Source organism: Micrococcus sp. PSi08 (assembly GCF_054960655.1).
Map to the genome: position 1 here is coordinate 47345 of NZ_JBHNYP010000014.1, position 18188 is coordinate 65532.

15 protein-coding genes and 1 riboswitch are annotated in these 18188 nt (G+C 73.9%); of the genes, 7 read left to right on the top strand and 8 right to left on the bottom strand.

Annotated features, from left to right (window positions below):
- Positions 1–62: 62 nt before the first annotated feature.
- Positions 63–1214: a glutathione S-transferase family protein gene (locus tag ACFI33_RS06490; protein ID WP_127435459.1), complete on the bottom strand. Its 1152-nt coding sequence runs from the start codon at positions 1212–1214 to the stop codon at positions 63–65.
- 12 nt (positions 1215–1226) lie between these two features.
- On the opposite strand from ACFI33_RS06490, the gene ACFI33_RS06495 reads away from it, so the two are divergent.
- Positions 1227–2042, top strand: coding sequence for an MBL fold metallo-hydrolase (locus ACFI33_RS06495; RefSeq protein ID WP_127435460.1), 816 nt, complete (start codon positions 1227–1229; stop codon positions 2040–2042).
- A 73-nt stretch (positions 2043–2115) separates the two neighbouring features.
- On the top strand, positions 2116–2652 hold the full coding sequence (locus tag ACFI33_RS06500; protein ID WP_049147497.1) for a universal stress protein: 537 nt from the start codon (positions 2116–2118) through the stop codon (positions 2650–2652).
- Between the two features lie 16 nt (positions 2653–2668).
- On the opposite strand, the gene ACFI33_RS06505 is transcribed toward ACFI33_RS06500, so the two are convergent.
- On the bottom strand, positions 2669–4246 hold the full coding sequence (locus ACFI33_RS06505; protein ID WP_285139450.1) for a mechanosensitive ion channel family protein: 1578 nt from the start codon (positions 4244–4246) through the stop codon (positions 2669–2671).
- Positions 4247–4380: 134 nt separating this feature from the next.
- Here ACFI33_RS06505 and hisD point away from each other — a divergent pair, with 134 nt between their 5' ends.
- Both hisD and ACFI33_RS06515 read left to right on the top strand, forming a co-directional pair.
- Entirely contained in the window at positions 4381–5697 is a 1317-nt protein-coding gene (gene hisD, locus ACFI33_RS06510; protein WP_127435311.1) for a histidinol dehydrogenase, read from the top strand.
- A gap of 10 nt (positions 5698–5707) precedes the next feature.
- Positions 5708–6076, top strand: coding sequence for an RNA-binding S4 domain-containing protein (locus ACFI33_RS06515; protein WP_095347005.1), 369 nt, complete (start codon positions 5708–5710; stop codon positions 6074–6076).
- Between the two features lie 47 nt (positions 6077–6123).
- On the opposite strand, the gene ACFI33_RS06520 is transcribed toward ACFI33_RS06515, so the two are convergent.
- Complete coding sequence (locus tag ACFI33_RS06520; protein ID WP_231119479.1) at positions 6124–6723, bottom strand: hypothetical protein; 600 nt, start codon at positions 6721–6723, stop codon at positions 6124–6126.
- 193 nt (positions 6724–6916) lie between these two features.
- Positions 6917–7036: riboswitch (SAM riboswitch) on the top strand.
- 73 nt (positions 7037–7109) lie between these two features.
- Here ACFI33_RS06520 and ACFI33_RS06525 point away from each other — a divergent pair.
- A complete protein-coding gene (locus ACFI33_RS06525; RefSeq protein WP_036316175.1) occupies positions 7110–7634 on the top strand; it encodes a flavin reductase family protein in 525 nt (174 codons plus the stop codon).
- Between the two features lie 238 nt (positions 7635–7872).
- A complete protein-coding gene (locus ACFI33_RS06530; protein WP_010080175.1) occupies positions 7873–8076 on the top strand; it encodes a cold-shock protein in 204 nt (67 codons plus the stop codon).
- Positions 8077–8139: 63 nt separating this feature from the next.
- On the opposite strand, the gene ACFI33_RS06535 is transcribed toward ACFI33_RS06530, so the two are convergent.
- The 4 genes from ACFI33_RS06535 to ACFI33_RS06550 all read right to left on the bottom strand — a co-directional run bounded on the left by ACFI33_RS06535 (position 8140) and on the right by ACFI33_RS06550 (position 15751).
- Positions 8140–9363 (bottom strand): MFS transporter, encoded by a 1224-nt coding sequence (locus ACFI33_RS06535; protein ID WP_127445834.1) that lies wholly within the window; start codon positions 9361–9363, stop codon positions 8140–8142.
- Between the two features lie 116 nt (positions 9364–9479).
- A complete protein-coding gene (locus ACFI33_RS06540; RefSeq protein ID WP_169577814.1) occupies positions 9480–11474 on the bottom strand; it encodes an FMN-binding glutamate synthase family protein in 1995 nt (664 codons plus the stop codon).
- A gap of 31 nt (positions 11475–11505) precedes the next feature.
- The gene (locus ACFI33_RS06545; RefSeq protein ID WP_060973503.1) at positions 11506–12087 is read right to left on the bottom strand and encodes an acyl-CoA thioesterase; all 582 of its coding nucleotides are present in this window, start codon (positions 12085–12087) and stop codon (positions 11506–11508) included.
- 19 nt (positions 12088–12106) lie between these two features.
- Positions 12107–15751 (bottom strand): bifunctional proline dehydrogenase/L-glutamate gamma-semialdehyde dehydrogenase, encoded by a 3645-nt coding sequence (locus tag ACFI33_RS06550; RefSeq protein ID WP_101966107.1) that lies wholly within the window; start codon positions 15749–15751, stop codon positions 12107–12109.
- Between the two features lie 131 nt (positions 15752–15882).
- On the opposite strand from ACFI33_RS06550, the gene ACFI33_RS06555 reads away from it, so the two are divergent.
- The gene (locus ACFI33_RS06555; RefSeq protein ID WP_462623830.1) at positions 15883–16932 is read left to right on the top strand and encodes an agmatine deiminase family protein; all 1050 of its coding nucleotides are present in this window, start codon (positions 15883–15885) and stop codon (positions 16930–16932) included.
- Here ACFI33_RS06555 and ACFI33_RS06560 read toward each other — a convergent pair.
- On the bottom strand, positions 16898–18184 hold the full coding sequence (locus tag ACFI33_RS06560) for an AI-2E family transporter (protein WP_127435511.1): 1287 nt from the start codon (positions 18182–18184) through the stop codon (positions 16898–16900). The two genes, ACFI33_RS06555 and ACFI33_RS06560, sit on opposite strands and share 35 nt — an antisense overlap.
- Between the last annotated feature and the right edge of the window lie 4 nt (positions 18185–18188).

Sequence of the window (18188 nt, forward strand, 5' to 3'; positions counted from 1 at the left end):
CGGGTGTCCAGCCGCGCCACCCGCGATAACTCAACCCGCGTTGCGGGCCGGGCCGAGCGACGTCACCGCAGCGGCGTGTGCTCCGGGTCCACGCGCTCGCCCTCGCGCACGGGCCCGGGTGCGGTGCCGCCGCCCCACGGGTCCCCGCCGAACGCCTCACGCCCGTGCTCGATCAGCCAGCTCCCCAGCTCCGGGCCCGCGGGCACGATGCGCGTCGGGTTGATGTCCTCGTGCACCACGTAGTAGTGCTCCTTGATCTGCGCGAAGTCGATCGTGTCGCCGAAGCCCGGGGTCTGGAACAGGTCGCGCGCGTAGCCCCACAGCGCCGGCATCTCGGTCAGCTTGTTCCGGTTGCACTTGAAGTGCCCGTGGTACACGGGGTCGAACCGCACGAGCGTGGTGAACAGCCGCACGTCGGCCTCGGTGATCCGCTCCCCCATCAGGAAGCGGCGCGTCGACAGGCGCTCCTCGAGCCAGTCCATCGCGGCCCACAGCCGCTCGTACGCGGCGTCGTACGCCTCCTGCGAGCCCGCGAAGCCGCACCGGTACACGCCGTTGTTCACCTCGGTGAACACGCGCTCGATCACCTCGAACATCTCGTCCCGCTCCGGCCCGGCGTCGGGGACCAGCTGCGGGGCGCCGTCGCGGTGGAACGCGGTCCACTCCGTCGAGAGGTCGAGGGTGATCTGCGGGTAGTCGTTGGTCACGACGCCGCCCGTCGGCACGTCCACGATCGCCGGCACCGTGATGCCCCGCGGGTAGTCGGGGAACCGCGTGAAGTAGTTCTCCTGGATCCGCTCGGTGCCGAGCACGGGGTCCTTCCCGCCCTCGTCGAGGTCGAAGGTCCAGGAGCGCTCGTCGTGGGTCGGCCCCGGGGTGCCCAGCGAGATCGCGTCCTCCAGGCCGAGCAGGCGACGCACGATGATCGTCCGGTTCGCCCACGGGCACGCCCGCGCCGCCACGAGCCGGTAGCGGCCCGCCTCGACGGGCCACACCTCGGCCCCCTCGGTGAGCCCGCCGCCCACGCGGCCGACCGTGGACGGCTCGGCCACGGGCAGGGCCCGCACGGCCTCCGGGTCCGCCACGATCCGGTCCGCGATGTAGTTCGTGTCCCGCGTGAACTCCGCCCCGGACTGCACGTAGTTGCCCGTGAGTCCCTCGCGCGTGTCGATGGTGCCGCGGTCCGCGGCCTGGCCGGTCTGCTGGTTCTCCATACACTCGAGCCTATGACGACGACCACCGCCACGCCCGGCCCCACGCCCGCCCCGCTGGTGCGCTGCGTGACCGCCCAGAACCCCTCCCCGATGACCCTCGCGGGCACCAACACGTACGTGGTCGCCGCACCGGACTCGGATGCGGCCGTCGTGGTGGACCCGGGCCCGGAGGACGACGTCGCCGCCCACCTCGAGCGCGTCCGTGCGGCGACCGAGGGGCGCCGGATCGCGCTCATCCTGGTGACGCACCGGCACGCCGACCACACCGGCGGGGTGGACGCGTTCCACGCGGCCACGGGCGCCCCCGTGCGTGCCGCGGACCCGGACTGGTGCCGCGGCGGGGCCGCCGTCCTGACGCCGGACGAACGGATCGACGTCGCCGGCACCCCGGTGCTGGCGTGGCACACCCCGGGCCACACCTCGGACTCCTACTCGTTCGCCGTCCCGGACGCGGGCGCGCACGGCGCGGTCATCACGGGCGACACCATCCTCGGCTCGGGCACCACCATGCTCGACCACCCGGACGGCACCCTCACCGACTACCTGGCCAGCCTGCGCCGCCTCGAGGCGGCGGGCCCGCTCACGGTGCTGCCTGCGCACGGGCCCGTGCCGGAGCCGCTGGACGTCGTCGCCCGCGACTACCGGCACCACCGCGAGGGCCGCCTGGAGCAGATCCGCGCCGCCCTGGCCGCGTTGCCCGAGACCGAGGCGGCGACGATCACACCCGAGGACCTGGCCCCGCGCATCTACCCCGGCCTCACCGGCACCGTGGCCCGCGTGGCCGTCCAGACGGTGGCCGCGCACCTGCGCCACCTGCGCGAGGACTGAGCCCCTCCGCCGCGGGCCCGGTCCGCACTACGCTGACCTCAGACCCGTCCCCTCGACCCCGCGGAGGCACCCCATGACCATCCTCGTCGGCTACGCCCCCTCGAAGGCCGCGGACGCCGCTCTGGACACCGCCCTGGACATCGCCCGCTCCACCGGCGAGCACGTGGTGGTGGTCAATGCGGGCCCCGGCGGCGAGCACCGCACCAAGTCCCTCGTCACGGAGGAGCAGCAGCGCGGCGTGCAGGCCCGGTTGGACGCCTCCGGCGTGACGGCCGAGTTCCGTCAGTACGCGCGCGGCCGGTCCACGGTGGAGGAGATGAAGGACGTGGCCGCGGAGCTGGACCCGTCCATCGTGGTCATCGGCGTGCGCCGCCGCGGCGGCTTCGGCCGGTTCGTCATGGGATCGGTCTCGGACGAGCTGCTGCAGGAGATCGATCAGCCGGTGCTGTGCGTGAAGGAGTACCGGCAGTACGGGGACCACACGCCCGAGGCCGTGAGCCACGTCGCCGAGACGGACCCGGCCGCCCACGGCCTGCCCGCGTCCGAGCCGATGGCAGAGCGGCGTCGGCTCACACCCGTCGATTCCGGGGACCCGACGCTCGAGCGCTGAGCGCTCCCGCCGGGCCTCAGTCCTCGTCGTCCTGACGGCGGCGCGTGACGGCGTCGTCGAGGGGGCCGTCCGCGTGGGAGCCGGCGCCGCTGCGCCGCCCGGCCTCGTCCGCCGCCGCGGCCTCCGCCGCCTGCTTGGCCTGCTGGGCGCGCCGCTCGGCGAACGCCTCCTCGCCCGGGCCGGCGAGTTCGCGGTTGCGCTGCACCGCCGTCATCGAGCCGGTGTACAGGCCGGAGTGGTCGCCCACGCGGGTCAGCGGTGTGGTGAGGGTGTGCGGGCGCGGATCGGCGCCGTCGACGCGCGGCAGCGGCGCGGTGCGCGGGCGCGGCTCGCGGGCCGCCACCCCGGAGCCGTCCGGGCCCGGCTCACCCGTCCGGTCGCCACCGCGGGCCCCCGCGTCGGAGCCTTCGGAGGCGGGCGCCGCGTCGTCGTGGGCGGGGTGCCGGACCACCATGCGCTGCACCACGATGCCCTCGGGGTGCTCGTGGCGCAGGAAGGCCACGAGGTCCTCGCGCACGAGGCAGCGCAGGTCCCAGAGGTCGCCGGAGTTGCGGGCGGAGACCACGGCGCGGATGCGCACGACGCCGCCGGTCGCGTCGGTCACCTGCAGCGCGTGCTCGCGCCCGTCCCACAGGTCCGTGGACTCGAGCAGCTGCGCGAGCCGTGCGCGCAGCGCGTCCATCGGCACCCGCCAGTCCACGTCCAGCTCCACGACGCCGGAGACCTCGGTGCCCACGCGCGTCCAGTTCTCGAACGGCTGCGTGGTGAAGTGCGAGGACGGGTAGACCACACGTCGCCCGTCCCAGAGCTTGACCACCACGTTGGACAGGGTGATCTCCTCGACGGTGCCGAACACGCCCTCCATGTCCACCACGTCGCCCACCCGGATCGCGTCCGTGAAGGCGAGCTGGAAGCCGGCGAACACGTTGGTCAACGTGGACTGCACGGCCAGGCCGGCGATCACCGAGATCACACCGGCGGAGGCGAGCAGACCGGCCCCGAGCGAGCGCACCTCGGGCACCCCCAGCAGGACCACGGCGACGGCCACCACCACGATCACCGCGTTGAGGATGCGCCGGATCAGGATGGTCTGCGTCCGGATGCGTCGCTCGCGGCGGTGCTCGACGCTGGTCTCCTGGTAGCGGCCGAGGATCCCCTTCTCGATCACGCCGACCAGGCGCCACGCAGCCCACGCGCCCGCCGCGGCCACGGCGATGAGCATCAGGAACGACGCCGGCCGGTACCAGGTCTGCTCCTCGGCCATGACCCCGAGCCAGATCCGGGAGGCCAGCAGGCCGGCGGCGACGGCGGCCGGCAGGCTCAGCCGGGCGGCGCCGTGCTGGAACGCGGGGCGGCGCACGAGCACGACGCGCGCCACCTGCAGGGCCAGGTACACGACCGCCGCGCCGATCGCGAACGCCATCAGCACGGTCAGCAGCGTCCCCCATTCCACGCCGAAGGCCCGGGTGGTGGCGGCCGCCCCGTCCTGGATGTCCCCCTCCACCCCGGACGGCACGGTCTCGCCCGCCAGGAGGCGGTCCAGGGCGGTCAGCAGGGGCGGGGTCGCGAGGGCGGGCAGGACGGGGAGGACCATGACGACAGTCTGACACCCGCCCCCGGACGCACCCCGGAGAAGAGCACAATGGAGCCTGACCGTCCGCGCGGTCCGGGCCCGGCCGTCGTCGTGCCCCGTCCCGCCGGCCCGCCGCCGCCCCTCTGGAGGAATCCGTGCTCTCCGTCACCGACCTGCGCCCGCTCGACACCGCCACCGCGGACCTGTCCCGCATCATCCCGCGGGCGAACGTGGACGTGTCCTCCGTGGTGCCGGTGGTCGCCCCGATCATCGAGCAGGTCCGCCACGGCGGCGAGCAGACCCTGCTGGAGCTGGCTGAGCGGTTCGACGGTGTCCGTCCGCCGGCCCTGCGCGTGCCCGCGGAGGCGCTCGAGGCCGCCCTGGCCGGGCTCGACCCGCGGGTGCGCGCCGCCCTGGAGGAGTCGATCCGCCGGGCCCGGCTCGTGCACGACGCCCAGCACCCCCAGGACTCCACGGTCGAGCTCGGCGAGGGCGCCGTCGTGGAGAACCACTGGATCCCCGTGGGCCGCGTGGGCCTGTACGTGCCCGGCGGCCGCGCCGTGTACCCCTCCTCGGTGGTGATGAACGTGGTGCCCGCGCAGGCCGCCGGCGTGGGGAGCCTCGCGGTGACCTCACCCCCGCAGCGGGACCACGGCGGCCTGCCCCACCCCACCGTGCTCGCCGCGTGCGCGCTGCTGGGCGTGGACGAGGTCTACGCGGCCGGCGGCGCCCAGGCCGTGGCCATGCTGGCGCACGGCGTGAAGGACGACGACGGCGGGTGGCTCTGCGCGCCCGTCGACCTGGTGACGGGGCCCGGCAATGTGTATGTGGCCGCCGCGAAGCGCGCGCTGCAGGGCGTGATCGGCGTGGACGCCGAGGCAGGGCCCAGCGAGATCGCCGTGATCGCGGACGGCACCGCTCGCGCCGACTGGGTGGCCGCGGACCTGATCAGCCAGGCCGAGCACGACCCGCTGGCCGCCTCCGTGCTCATCACGGACTCCGAGGACCTGCTCCGGGACGTGCAGGCGGCGATCGAGGCGCAGGTGCCCGGGCAGCTCCACGAGGAGCAGCTGCGTGAGGCGCTCACCGGACCGCAGTCCGGCGTGCTGCTGGTGCGGGACATGGACCAGGCCGTGGAGGTCTCCGACCGCTACGCCACCGAGCACCTCGAGATCCAGACGCGCGACCCCGAGGCCCTCGTGGGGCGCATCCGCAACGCTGGCGCCGTGTTCGTGGGCCCGTACGCCCCCGTGCCGCTGGGCGACTACTCGGCCGGGTCCAACCATGTGCTCCCCACCTCGGGGACGGCCCGGCACTCCTCCGGTCTGAACACCGTGACGTTCCTGCGCCTGCAGCAGCGCATCCGCTACACGGAGACCGGGCTCGAGGAGGTCGCGGACGGGATCGGCGTGCTGGCCGAGGACGAGCGCCTGCCCGCGCACGGCGCCGCGATCCGCGCCCGCTTCGCGTGAGGGGGCGGGCGTGAGCGGCGTCCGCATCGACGCGTGGCTGTGGGCCGTGCGGCTGTACAAGACCCGGTCCGCGGCCACGGCGGCCGTGCGCGCAGGCCACGTGCGCATCGACGGCGAGCCCGTGAAGGCGGCGACGCCCGTCGTCGTCGGGAACCGGGTGCGGGTGCGCCAGGACGGAGGTGAGCGGATCCTCGAGGTCACGGGGCTGATCGCCAAGCGGGTGGGCGCCCCCGTGGCCCGGCAGCAGTACGTGGACCACTCCCCGCCGCCCGTGCCGCGTGAGCTGCTCGCGGTGCCGTACCGCGAGCGCGGCGCGGGCCGGCCCACCAAGCGGGACCGCCGGCAGCTGGACGCGCTGCGCGGCCGCGACCGACGCTGAGCGTCTCAGTCCTCCCCGCGCCGTCATCCGCCGTCGTGATGGCGGCCTCATGCGGAGGGTGCGGTCAGCACCATCCGGAACGGCTTGTCATTGTCCACCGTGACGGTGAACGTCATCGGCCCCGCCTCATCCACGGGGGGAGTCGCCGCCGACCAGCCGCCGCACAGCGCCTCCGACCCGGCCATCCAGGTCTTCGTTCCCCCGCCACCCCGTGAGGTCAGGATCTCCGTCTCACCGGTGGCATCCGAAGGACACAGCACGATGACCCGAAGGACCGCACCCTGTTGGGCGTCCACGGTGATCTGCTGTGTGCCCGTCCCGACCGCCTCCTCCAGGACGGACTCCTTCTCCGGGTCGAGATGGTCCGCATCCGGATGCCGGCGCGTGTACTCCACCAACGTCATCCCGTCCTCCTCGAACAGCGCGGCGGGGAGTGCTTCTTCACCGGCGGGTGACGACGCGGACGAACCGGTGGCGGAGGCCGACCGGGTTGCCGAGGGGGCCGCTGACGTCACGGTGACGGAGGACGCCGCAGCGGTGGAGGAGACGCTGCCCGGGGACGCGGAGCATCCCGAGATAGCGGTACCGAGGAGAGCCGCGACGACCACGGCGGCCGACAATGCCGCACGCTTCTTCTCGATGTCCATCCGCATGATCCGATCCCTCTCAGAGAACCGATTGCGGGGCCGCGGGCTGCGGTCTCGAGTCCCCCCTCTCGAGTGGCTTGATCCTGGCTGGCGATGCGCGGTGTGTCAAGCATCACATCGGGCAGCTCGGATGACGCCGCGCGACCGCCGCGCTTTGACCACCCCACGGACCCCTCCGTAGGCTGATCCCCAGAATCACGAGTTCCCGTCATTCACGGCCCTGGCCGGCGGGACGGCAACCCTCTCACGCAGTAGTGGGGTGCTCCAGGTGATGATTCGGCCCCTCGGACACCCCGACGGGCAAGTACCGCGCCTCCGCGGATCCGGGCGATCCGCGTTCCCGCCGTCTGCGGAGCCGCGCCAGTCATCGGAAGAGGACGCGCGCCATGACCCTGACCCACGAACCCCACACCGCCGCGTGGGACACCGACCTGTCCCTCGGCAACCTCCGCTCCGGCCTCTCGGCATTCCCCACCGGGGTCGTCGCGCTGGCGGGCCTCGCCGACGGCGTCCCCGAGGTGATGGTGTCCTCGTCCTTCGGCGTGGGCATCTCCTGGGAGCCGGCCCTCGTGTCCTTCTCCGCGCAGAACAGCTCCCGCACCTGGCCGCGCCTGCGCCGGGCCGGGGCGATCGGCGTCTCCCTGCTCGCGGCGGACCAGACGCCGCTGTGCCGCCAGCTGGCCTCCCGCGAGGGCGACCGCTTCGCCGGTCTGGACGTGCACCGCAGCCCGCACGACGCCCTGCTGATCGGGGGCTCCTCGCTCTGGCTCGAGACGCGGGTGCACGCCGAGGTCCCGGCGGGCGACCACACGGTGGTGCTGCTGGAGGTGACGGCCTTCGCGGATCACACGGACGCCGCTCCCCCGGCCGCCCTGCACCGCAATCTCTTCCACGGCCTGCGCGCGCTCTGAGCGAACCCCAGGTGAACAATCGGGCCCCTGGTTCCCGGTCGGCGAGATCCGTGCAATGATGGAGCCTGAAGTTGATCAAGCTGTATCCCGCCATCTTCACTGCTCGTCAGCCCGGCATCGCCGGCGTCGATGAGTGTTGGGCAAGCGGTTCAGTCTCGCCGCTTCACCCGCGTCCCACATCCGGGCCGCGGTCCAACACCGCCACCGCACCGCGGGGGCACATCGAAAGGACACCATCATGGCTGTCGGTACTGTCAAGTGGTTCAACGCTGAGAAGGGCTACGGCTTCATCGCCCCCGAGGACAACTCCGCGGACGTGTTCGTGCACTTCTCCGCCATCCAGGGCAACGGCTTCAAGGAGCTCCAGGAGAACGACCGCGTCGAGTTCGAGACCCAGGACGGCCCCAAGGGCCTCCAGGCCGCCAACGTGACGAAGCTCTGATCTTCGCCTGACGCACGGCTTCCGACGCCCCCGGTCCACACGGACCGGGGGCGTCGTCGTGTGTCAGGCGTCCACGCCCCGCCGGCCCACGTGGCGACGCAGCAGCAGCACCACGCCCAGGGCCAGCAGATACCCGGCCGCGACGACCGCGAAGCCGGCCCGGTAGTCGCCCGTGACGTCGCGCAGCACGCCCATCAGCAGCGGGCCCAGGGCGAAGCCGGCGTACATGCCCATCGAGTTCGCCCCGGTCGCACGGCCCAGCCGCTCGGCCGGCACCTCGCTCAACAGGCCCGCGTTGATCACCACGTTGGCGCCCAGCACCGTCAGGCCGTGCACCGCGGCGCCCACCCACAGCAGGGCCGGCAGGTCCAGCAGGTCCGCGGCGAGGAACACCACGACGCCGGCCACCGCACCCAGGCAGATCACGGCCAGCAGGGTGGTGGGCCGGTCTCCGGCACTCATCCGCCGGCTCCACCCGATCCGGGAGAGCACCCCCACCACCCCGGACACGGCCGCCGCGGCGCCGCCGGCCACGAGCGTCATTCCCAGCGTCTCGACCGCGAACAGCGGCAGGTACGTGTTCGTGGCCTGCATGCCCAGGCCGGTGAGGAACGCGATCGCCGCGAAGAACCAGACCGTGGCCGGCAGGGGCGAGGTGTCCCGCCGTCGTCGCCCGCCGACGGGGCCGGTGGCCGGCGGCGGCGCCCCGGGCAGCGGCGGGGCGGCGACCAGGGCGAGCACCCAGAGCGCCCCGGTGAGCACCGCGGCCCCCAACGCGGCGCCCGTCCAGCCGAGGGCGAGGGACGCGGCCGGGAAGAACAGGCCGCCGACCAGCTGAGCCGCCTGGACGCCGGACTGCTTCACCCCGACCCACCCGATGCGCCTCTCCGGCGGCACCACGGTGCGGATGATCCGGTTCGTGGTGGGGTTGGAGATGGCCTGCGTGACGCCCGCGACGGCGGCCGCCGCGTACAGCACGGGCAGGGACGGGGCGACGGCGCCGAGCACGAGCGCCGCGGCGGTGCCGCCGAAGATGATGCTCAGCTGCGCGCGGGCGGACAGGCGGTCGGCGACCCGGCCGAGGCCGAGGGAGGTGACGGCGGCCGCCGCGAACACGACCGTCATCACGGTGCCGAGCTGGCCCGAGGTGACGTCGAGCCGCTCCATCACGACCGTGGAGGAGGCGGAGACGCCGTAGTTGAACAGGGGGCCGGCGCCCATGGCCGCCAGCAGCACCCACAGCAGGGCCGCGGAGGGGCGGCGAGCGGCGGGGGCGGGCGGGGTCACGGCCCCAGGCTACGACCCCTCACGCGACGAGGCGGGAAATCTATTTCATGGGCGCCCGGGGGCGTCGTGTGAGGTGGATTTCCCGCCTCGAAAGCGGGGGTGACTGCGGGGACAGGTCAGCCGACGCGGCCCTCGCCGCGGTGCTCACCCTCCACGCGGCCGGTGGTCCCGCGCTGGGTGACCTCCTCGCCGTCCTGGCGCTCGGGCCGCTCGCCGGCCTCCGCCGGCAGGCCCTCGTTCTCGTCGGTGGGCGTCTCGCCGGCGGTGGCGGCGGGTGCCGGATCCTGCGGGGCCCGACGACGGCCGCCGGGCGTGCACAGCGACTCGCCCTCACCCAGCGAGCTGACGCGCGGCATCGGCGACGTCGTCAGCGGCACGGACTCGGTCTGCCGGGCGTCGACCAGCGTGGAGCCCGTCCCGGAGATGGGGGAGCCCTGCACGGGGGCGCCGCCCGCCTCGCGGCCCGGGATCAGCAGCTCGGAGCGCCACTCGGGGTCGCGCTCGGTGAGGTAGTCCACGCGGGCGTGCTCGCCGAAGTGGTCCGCGTCCGCCTCCTCCCAGTCCATGGCCCAGCCGGCAGGCGGGTCGTTGAGCAGCTCGTCCGTGCGCAGCCAGTGGTAGATGGACGCGTACGAGCGGGTGCTCAGGTGGTCCACGCGTCGGCGCAGCATGCGGGTGTTCAGCTGGGACGGATGCGTCAGACCCATGGACGCCATGATCTGCACGGCCTCGCGCACGGTCAGGCGGTGGTAGTTGAAGACGCGGTTGCCCTTGTCCTCCACGTCGAGGGCGCGCATCAGACGCGGGTCCTGCGTGGCCACCCCCACGGGGCACTCGTTCGTGTGGCACTTCTGCGCCTGGATGCACCCGGTGGCCATCATCATCGCGCGGGCGGACATGGTGAAGTCCGCGCCCTGGATCAGACGCCTGACGATGTCCGAACCGGTGGCGACCTTGCCGGCCGCGCCGAGCTTGATCATGTGGCGCAGGCCGGTGCCCACGAGCGCGTTGTGCACGAGCATGAGGCCCTCGGTCAGCGGGGTGCCCACGCGGTCCGAGTACTCGAGCGGGGCGGCGCCGGTGCCGCCCTCGGAGCCGTCCACGATGATGAAGTCGGGGGCGATCCGCTCCTCCCAGATGGCCTTGGTCATGGCCAGCACGTCCACGCGGGAGCCCACGCAGAACTTGATGCCGATCGGCTTGCCGTCCGAGAGCTCACGGAGCTGCTCGATGAACTTGACCATCTCGCGCGGGGTGCGGAACGCGGAGTGGGACGCCGGGGACAGGCAGTCCTTGTCCATCGGGATCTCGCGGGCCTCGGCGATCTCGGGGGAGATCTTCTCCTTGGGCAGCATGCCGCCCAGGCCAGGCTTCGCGCCCTGGGAGATCTTGATGGTGATGCCCTTGACCTCGGGCAGCACCGCCTTCTCGGCGAACTTCTCCGGGCTGAAGGTGCCGTCCTCGTTGCGGCAGCCGAAGTAGCCGGAGCCGATCTCCCAGAACAGGTCCGCGCCGTTGCCGCGGTGGTACTTGGTGAGGCCGCCCTCGCCGGTCTCGTGGATGAACCCCCCCAGGCCGGCGCCCTTGTTCATGGCGACCACGGCGTTGGCGGAGAGGGAGCCGAAGGACATGGACGAGATGTTCATCAGCGAGATGTCCACGGGCTGGCGGCAGTCCGGGCCGCCGATCCGCACCGTGGGGGGCTCCTCCGGCGGGTTGACCGGGGCGGTGGAGTGCAACAGGAACTCGTAGCCGATCTCCGAGGTGTCCCGCTCGGTGCCGAACGCCTTGTGGCTGTCCAGTCCCTTCGCACGGGCGTAGACGATCGAGCGGGTGTCCCGGTCGAACGGCTTGCCGTCGAAGTTGCGCTCGATGAAGTACTGCTGGATCTCGGGGCGGATCGACTCCAGCAGGTACCGCATGTGGCCGAGCACGGGGTAGTTGCGGAGGATCGCGTGCCGCTTCTGGGTCATGTCCCACACGGCGAGCACGAGCAGCGCCACCAGGAGCACCGCCAGCACCCACCACGCGCCGCCGCCGATGGCGGCCACCAGCACGACGACGAGCGCGGCCAGCGAGAGGGTCGCGACGATCAGGAGTCTGTTGTTCACCCGACCATCGTGCCCTATATCACTCGAACGTTCATCCTCGCCGCACTGTGTCGAGGTCCCACGTGTGGGGCAGGGGCGTCCGGGCCGACGGCAGGGCCACGCTGCGCCGCCACTCGTGCAGCCACTCCGGCAGCGTCGGCTCCCCCGCGAGGTCGTGGCCGGCCGCCGCCGCGATCGCCCGGACCTCGTCGTTCTCCACGGGGCGGCCGTCCTTCTTGCGCAGGCGCGTGCAGATGTACGCGCGCACCGCGACGTCGCCGTCGACCACCACGCGCTGCTCGAACCACACCGCGCGCTCATCCAGGCCGATCATCCGCGTCTCCACGTCGAACCGCTGCCCCAGGGTCACCGAGCGGCGGAACGCAATCTGCTCGGCCTGCACCACGGGCGTCCAGCCGCGACGGCGGATCTCGTCCCACAGGCCGGTGCGGACCATCGCGTCGAAGCGGCCGAGGTCGAACAGCCCGAAGTACTGGCCGTTGTTGACGTGCAGGGCCAGGTCCACGTCCGTGGGCAGGGCGCGCATCGGCAGCGTCGTCGGCTCCCAGAGTCCGGCGCGCGGGCGGCGGCGGGCGCGGGCGACGACCCAGATCGTGCGGGGGATCAGATGCATCGGAGGTTCCTCCTCGGGGTCACAGGACCCCCTCGGTCAGATGGTCCGGCGTGCCGAACCGGTGGGCGGTCACGGACACGGCCTGTTCGTGCAGGAACGGCAGCAGCTCCACCTCGCCGGCGCTCACCACGGGGCCAGCGTAGACCGCCACGTCGGGGGTGTCGCCGAGCGCCGCGTGCAGCGCGCTCCGCGCCGCCTCGGCCGCCTCCCGGTCGCCGGTCCAGTCGGCGACGAGCCGGATCCGCGCGTCGCCGCCGCCCTCCGTCGCGGGCGGGATGAGGGCCAGCCGCCGGGCGCGGTCGTGGAACGCGGCGTCATCCTCGACGACGACGTCCACCGGCGCGGCCGTGCCGGCACCCTCCGTGCGGGCGGACCGGACCAGCTCCTCCACCCGGCCGCGCACGGCCTCGGCCGAGAGCCCGTCCGCGTCGGGCCCCTCCGCGGTGGGGGTCGGGCGCAGGCTCACGGTCATGGGCGCCCCGGCGCGCAGGCCGGCGGAGACGATGCGCAGCAGGTGGTCGGCGGGCCCCGAGTGCCGGCGCACGAGGACCGGGGTGGGGACGTGACGCAGCACGTTCCGCTCGGCCTCGAGCGCGGAGACGTCCGTGGCCACCCCGAACACGGTGGTCCACGCGTGGGTGTCGAGGGCGCGGGCGGTCTCGAGCCAGGACGCGCCCGCACCGTCGGCCTCGGACCCGGGCCGCCCCTCTCCCCCGGCCCACGTGGGCGCGTCCTCCCAGTCCACGAGGCCGTGCAGGTAGTGCGGCCCGCCGGCCTTCGTGGTGGGGCCGACGACGGAACGCTTCCAGCCGCCGAAGGGCTGGCGGCGCACGATGGCCCCGGTGATGCCGCGGTTCACGTAGAGGTTGCCGGCGCGCACGCCGCGCAGCCACACGTCGATCTCCTCCCGGTCCAGCGAGTGCAGCCCGGAGGTGAGGCCGTAGTCCACGGCGTTCACGATCCCGATGGCCTCCTCGAGCGTCTCGGCCGTCATCACGGCCAGCACGGGGCCGAAGTACTCGGTGAGGTGGGCGTCGGCGCCGGGTCGTACGCCGGAGCGGATGCCCGGGCTCCACAGGCGACCCGTCTCGTCCAGCTGCCGCGGGCGCAGGGCCCACCGCTCCCCCGGGCCGAGCTCGGTGAGCCCGCGGCGCAGCTTCTCGCCGGGGGCCTCGATCACGGGGCCCATCTCGGCGCGCGGGTCCGCGGGGTGCGCCACGTGCAGGGACGAGGCGGCGTCCAGCAGCTGCCGGTGGAAGCGCTCGGAGGTGCCCACGGAGCCGACGAGCACCACGAGGGAGGACGCCGAGCACTTCTGGCCGGCGTGACCGAACGCGGACTGGACCACGTCCTTCGTGGCCAGGTCCAGATCCGCGGACGGGGTCACGATCACGGCGTTCTTGCCGGAGGTCTCGGCGAGCAGGTGCAGGTCGGGGCGCATCCCCTTGAACAGCCGTGCGGTGTCCCAGCTGCCGGTGAGGATGAGCCGCTCGACGGCCGGGTCGGTCACGAGCGCCGCGCCGACCTCCGCCTCGTCCTCGTCCGCCAGCGTCACCAGGCGCACGAGGTCCGCGGGGTCGTGCCCGGCGAGCGGGCCGCGGTCGTCGAACAGCCCCGAGTCCCGCAGCCCGGCCACGATCAGCTCCCACGCGACCGCGCCCGTCCGCTCGGACTGCGGGGCCGGCTTGAACACCACGGGCGAGCCGGCCCCGAGCGCGGCGAGGACGCCCCCGACCGGGATGGCCACGGGGAAGTTCCACGGCGGGATCACCAGGGTCAGGCGGACGGGCACGGCGCGAGCGCCCTCCACCGCGTCCAGGCCGCGGGCCAGGCGCGCGTAGTAGTGCGCGAAGTCCACGGCCTCGGAGACCTCGGGGTCGCCCTGGTCCAGGGTCTTGCCGGTCTCGGCGGCGGCCACCTCCAGCAGGCGGGCCCGGCCGGCGTGCAGGGCCCGTCCGACGGCGTCCAGCGCGTCGGCGCGCTCGTGGCCGGTGAGCGAGCCCCAGCGGGCGCCGGGGTCGGCGGTGGCGGCGATGGCGGCGCGGGCGTCGTCGGCCGTGGTGGCGCGGTGGGCGCGGACGGTGTCCGTCCCGAGGTCCGAGCCCGGGACGGCCGCGAGGATCCGGCGGGCCCACTCCCGGTTGCCGGGCAGCGCGGGGTCCGTGTCCGGGGTGTTGGCGAAGCCGTCCACGGGGGCGGGGGTCGGCCCGTCCTCCCCGCGGGACCGGTCCTGGAGGCGGTTCGGACGGGGCACGGCCGCGTCCAGGTGGCGCAGCGAGGCGCGGAAGCGCTCCTCCTCGCGGGCGAACAGGTCCGCGTCCGCGTCCAGGTCGAACACGGCGGACATGAAGTTCTCCGGGGAGGCGCCCTCCTCGAGGCGGCGCACGAGGTAGGAGATCGCCACGTCGAACTCCTCGGGCCGCACCACGGGCGTGTAGAGCAGCAGGGCGCCGACGTCCGCCCGGACGGCGGCGGCCTGGCCGGTGGCCATGCCGAGGAGCATCTCGAACTCCACCGCGGCCGGGTCGAGGCCGCGGCGCTCGATCAGCCGGTGGGCCAGGGCCACGTCGAAGAGGTTGTGCCCGGCCACGCCGATGCGCACGTGGGCCAGATGCTCCGGGGTGAGCGCGTAGTTGAGCACGCGCTTGTAGTTGGTGTCCGCCTCCTGCTTCGAGCCCACCGTGGCCAGCGGCCAGCCCGTCAGGGAGGCCTGCATCCGCTCCATGGGCAGGTTGGCGCCCTTGACCACGCGCACCTTGACCGGGGCGCCGCCGGCGGCGACGCGGCGCGCGGCCCACTCCTGCAGGCGCACCATGGCCGCGAGCGCGTCCGGCAGGTAGGCCTGCAGCACGATGCCGGCCTCGTAGTCGCGCAGGCCCGGCTGCTCGAGCAGGGCGGTGAACACGTTGAGCGTGAGGTCGAGGTCGCGGTACTCCTCCATGTCCAGGTTGATGAAGGTGTCCCGGTCCCGGGCGAGCTCGAACAGCGGGGTGAGCCGCTCGGTGATGTCCGCGACGGCCTCGTCGAACGCGTAGGGCGCGTGCGGGGCGGTGGCGGCGGAGACCTTGACGGACACGTAGTCGACGTCGTCGCGGCGGATCAGCGCGGCGATGCCCTCGAGTCGGCGGTCCGCCTCGCCCTGGCCGAGGATCGCCTCGCCCAGCAGGTTGATGTTCAGCCGGGTGTGCTCGTCGCGCAGGGCCGCGATGGCCTTGCCGAGCTGCCGGTCCCGCGCGTCGACGATCAGGTGGGAGACCATGCGCCGCAGCACGCGGCGGGCCGTGGGGACGGCGATGCGCGGCACGAGCGGGGCGGCGCGGCCGCCGACGCCGAGGACGGCGCGCAGGGCCGGGGGCAGGAAGCCGGGGGCGCGGCCGGCGAGCTCCCGCAGCGCCCGGGCGGCGATCGCGGGGTCCTCGGGGCGGACCACGTGGTCCACGAAGCGCACGATGAAGTCGAGGCCGCCCGGCTCCTTCAGGGCGCCCGCCAGCTGGCGGGCCGCGAAGTCGGCCTCATGGTCGCGGGACTCGGCGAGCCAACGCCGCACCTGCGCGACGGCGTCGTCGGCGAGGGCGTGCAGGTCGGCGGGGTCGGGGATCCCGCCGGTCGCGCCGAGGACCCGGTCGAGATCGTCGTGGTCCTGGGCGGAGAACATCGCGGTCATGGCCGCACTCTGCACGTGTGCCGGGTCACAGGTCAAACCGCCGCGGCTTCCTGTCAGACGCCTATGCTCGATGGACATCCCCTCGCCGCGCGCCCGCGCGTCGCCGCCGTCTTCCCAGGAGCCCGTCCGCCATGGCCGCCGCCGACCCCGTCCCCACCGACGCGCGGGAGCGCCGGGACGTCGTCGTGCCCGTGCCCGGACCCGAGGATCCGCCCGAGCGGGCCTGGCTCGTCCTGCCCCACCGCCACCCGGTGCCGACGCTGTTAGACGAGACGCGGGACGCCGTCGTGGGCCTGGCCGAGACGCTCGCCGCCGTGCTGCCGGTCACCGTGCTCGCCTACCCGCGCGACGCCGGGGCGGCGCGGCTGGTGCCCCCGGAGGTGGACCTGCTGCGCGCGCCCGTGGGCTCACCGCTGCTGGGCCGCACCGGGCCGAGCTTCATCCGCCGCCCCGAGGGCCTGGCCGCCGTCGCCTGGCGCAGCGCCGCGGGCCTGACCGGGACCGGGCCGCTCGACGGGGCGGCCGCGACGGCCGTGGCGGAGGCGGCGGGACTGCCGCTGCTCACGCCCCTGCTGTGCGCCCCGCGCGGGGCCTGGGTGACCGACGGCGAGGGGACGGCCGTGGTGGCCGCGGACCCCGTGCTGGACGGGCGGATCAACGGCGCGTGGACCCCCGGCCAGGTGGCCGCCGAGTTCGCCGCCCTGCTGGGGATCACCCGGGTGCTGTGGGTGCCGCCGGCACCGCGGCCGGACACCGGGCCGTGGGGCGGGCCCGGTCACCTGGCCTCGTGGGTGCGCCTGCAGGGCGACGGCGAGGCCGCCGTGCACTGGCGCGGCGACCGGTTCCACCCCGAGCACCCGTACGCCGCGGCGGCGCTGCGCTTCCTGCAGGGCGCCGACGACGCCGCCGGCCGGCCCCTGCGCGTGCGCACGGTGACCGGGGCGGCGCAGCCCGCCGAGTACGACCCGGCCGAGCGGGGCCCCCGCTCCCTCCTGGACACGCTGCCGCTGGGCGCGGCGGTGCTGCGGCCGGCGTTCGAGGACGCCGCGGGTGAGGAGGCCGCGGCCGCCGCGTGCGCGGCACTGCACCCGGGGCTGCCCCAGCTGTCGTTCCCCGCCCCGCCGCTGCTGCGGCTGGCCGGCGCGCTCAACGACCTGGTGCTGCTCCAGCCTCGCCCGTGACCTCGTCCGTCGCGGGACCGTCGTCGTCCCCGCCGTCCGCCGAGGCGCGGTCCTCATCTCCCCCGTGCGCGTCGGATCGCCAGGCCGCCGGGCGCAGCCGTTCCAGGAGCGAGGACTGACGGCGCTCCATCCCCTTCAGGTCCGAGGCGATGAGCGCGTTGATCCAGCGGGCGTTCGGGTCGGCGTCGATCAGCACGGCCTTGGCCAGCAGCGTGCAGGGCAGCGCGAGGATCGCGCCGAGCGGGCCGAGGACCCAGGCCCAGAAGAGCAGGGAGAGGAAGCTGACGGTGGGGATCACGCCGATCGCGTCGCCGGCCACCTTGGGCTGGATCACGGACTGCAGCACGAAGTTCAGCACCGAGTAGCTGACCACCACCCACAGGAAGTCGGACCAGCCGCCCGCCGCCAGGCCCAGGACGGCCGGCGGCAGCAGGCCGATGATGAAGCCGATGTTCGGGATGTAGTTGGTGAGGAAGCTGAGCACGCCCCACACGAGCGCGAGCGGCACGCCGATCAGCATGAGGGCGATCACGTCCAGCACCGCCACGATCAGGCCGAACACCGTGGTGACCACCCAGTAGCGGCGCACGCCCTGGGCGAACTCGACCAGGGCGTGGCCGAACTCGTGGCGGGCGGTGCTGAGCAGGCGGACGCGGCGTTCGACATCCATCGAGTCCATCGCCAGGAAGAACATGCCCATGATCACGGTGACGAGCAGGCCGAAGACCGCGTAGACGTTCGTGGCGATCTTCGTGATGGCGCTGACGGCCGTCCCGGTCACGGTGCTCATGTCGATCGAGGCCAGCTGCTGGGACACCATGTCCGGGGTCACGCCGCGCTCGTTGAGCCAGTGCGAGACGTCCAGGACGATCTGCTGGAAGCGGTCCGCGTACTTCGGCAGCTCCGCCACCAGCTCGAGGCCGGACCACACCATCATGCCCCCGAACACGGCCATCACCGCGACGACCAGCAGGACGGTGGTGGCGGCCCCGAGCACGGGGTGCAGGCCCCGGCGGATGAGCCAGGCCTGCAGGGGGTAGGCCACGATCACGAGGTTCAGCCCCAGGAAGACGGGCGCCGCGATGGAGGCGATCCCCTGGAAGAACTGCACCACCAGCACCAGGCCCGCGAGCGTCAGGACGATCACCAGCATGCGCGGCCACATGCGGTGGGGGCGGCGGATGTCCCAGTCGGAGGCGGGGCTGGACGAGGCGGGCGGCGGGGTCACCCCCGCGGGCTGTGCGGCGCTCACGCGG

Excerpts from the sequence above, each read along its gene's own strand:
- ACFI33_RS06545 (WP_060973503.1), bottom strand. The coding sequence starts at position 12,087 with ATGCATCTGATCCCCCGCACGATCTGGGTCGTCGCCCGCGCCCGCCGC.
- ACFI33_RS06500 (WP_049147497.1), top strand. The coding sequence starts at position 2,116 with ATGACCATCCTCGTCGGCTACGCCCCCTCGAAGGCCGCGGACGCCGCT.
- ACFI33_RS06505 (WP_285139450.1), bottom strand. The coding sequence starts at position 4,246 with ATGGTCCTCCCCGTCCTGCCCGCCCTCGCGACCCCGCCCCTGCTGACC.
- ACFI33_RS06495 (WP_127435460.1), top strand. The coding sequence starts at position 1,227 with ATGACGACGACCACCGCCACGCCCGGCCCCACGCCCGCCCCGCTGGTG.
- ACFI33_RS06525 (WP_036316175.1), top strand. The coding sequence starts at position 7,110 with ATGACCCTGACCCACGAACCCCACACCGCCGCGTGGGACACCGACCTG.
- ACFI33_RS06555 (WP_462623830.1), top strand. The coding sequence starts at position 15,883 with ATGGCCGCCGCCGACCCCGTCCCCACCGACGCGCGGGAGCGCCGGGAC.
- ACFI33_RS06490 (WP_127435459.1), bottom strand. The coding sequence starts at position 1,214 with ATGGAGAACCAGCAGACCGGCCAGGCCGCGGACCGCGGCACCATCGAC.
- ACFI33_RS06550 (WP_101966107.1), bottom strand. The coding sequence starts at position 15,751 with ATGACCGCGATGTTCTCCGCCCAGGACCACGACGATCTCGACCGGGTC.
- ACFI33_RS06530 (WP_010080175.1), top strand. The coding sequence starts at position 7,873 with ATGGCTGTCGGTACTGTCAAGTGGTTCAACGCTGAGAAGGGCTACGGC.
- ACFI33_RS06520 (WP_231119479.1), bottom strand. The coding sequence starts at position 6,723 with ATGGACATCGAGAAGAAGCGTGCGGCATTGTCGGCCGCCGTGGTCGTC.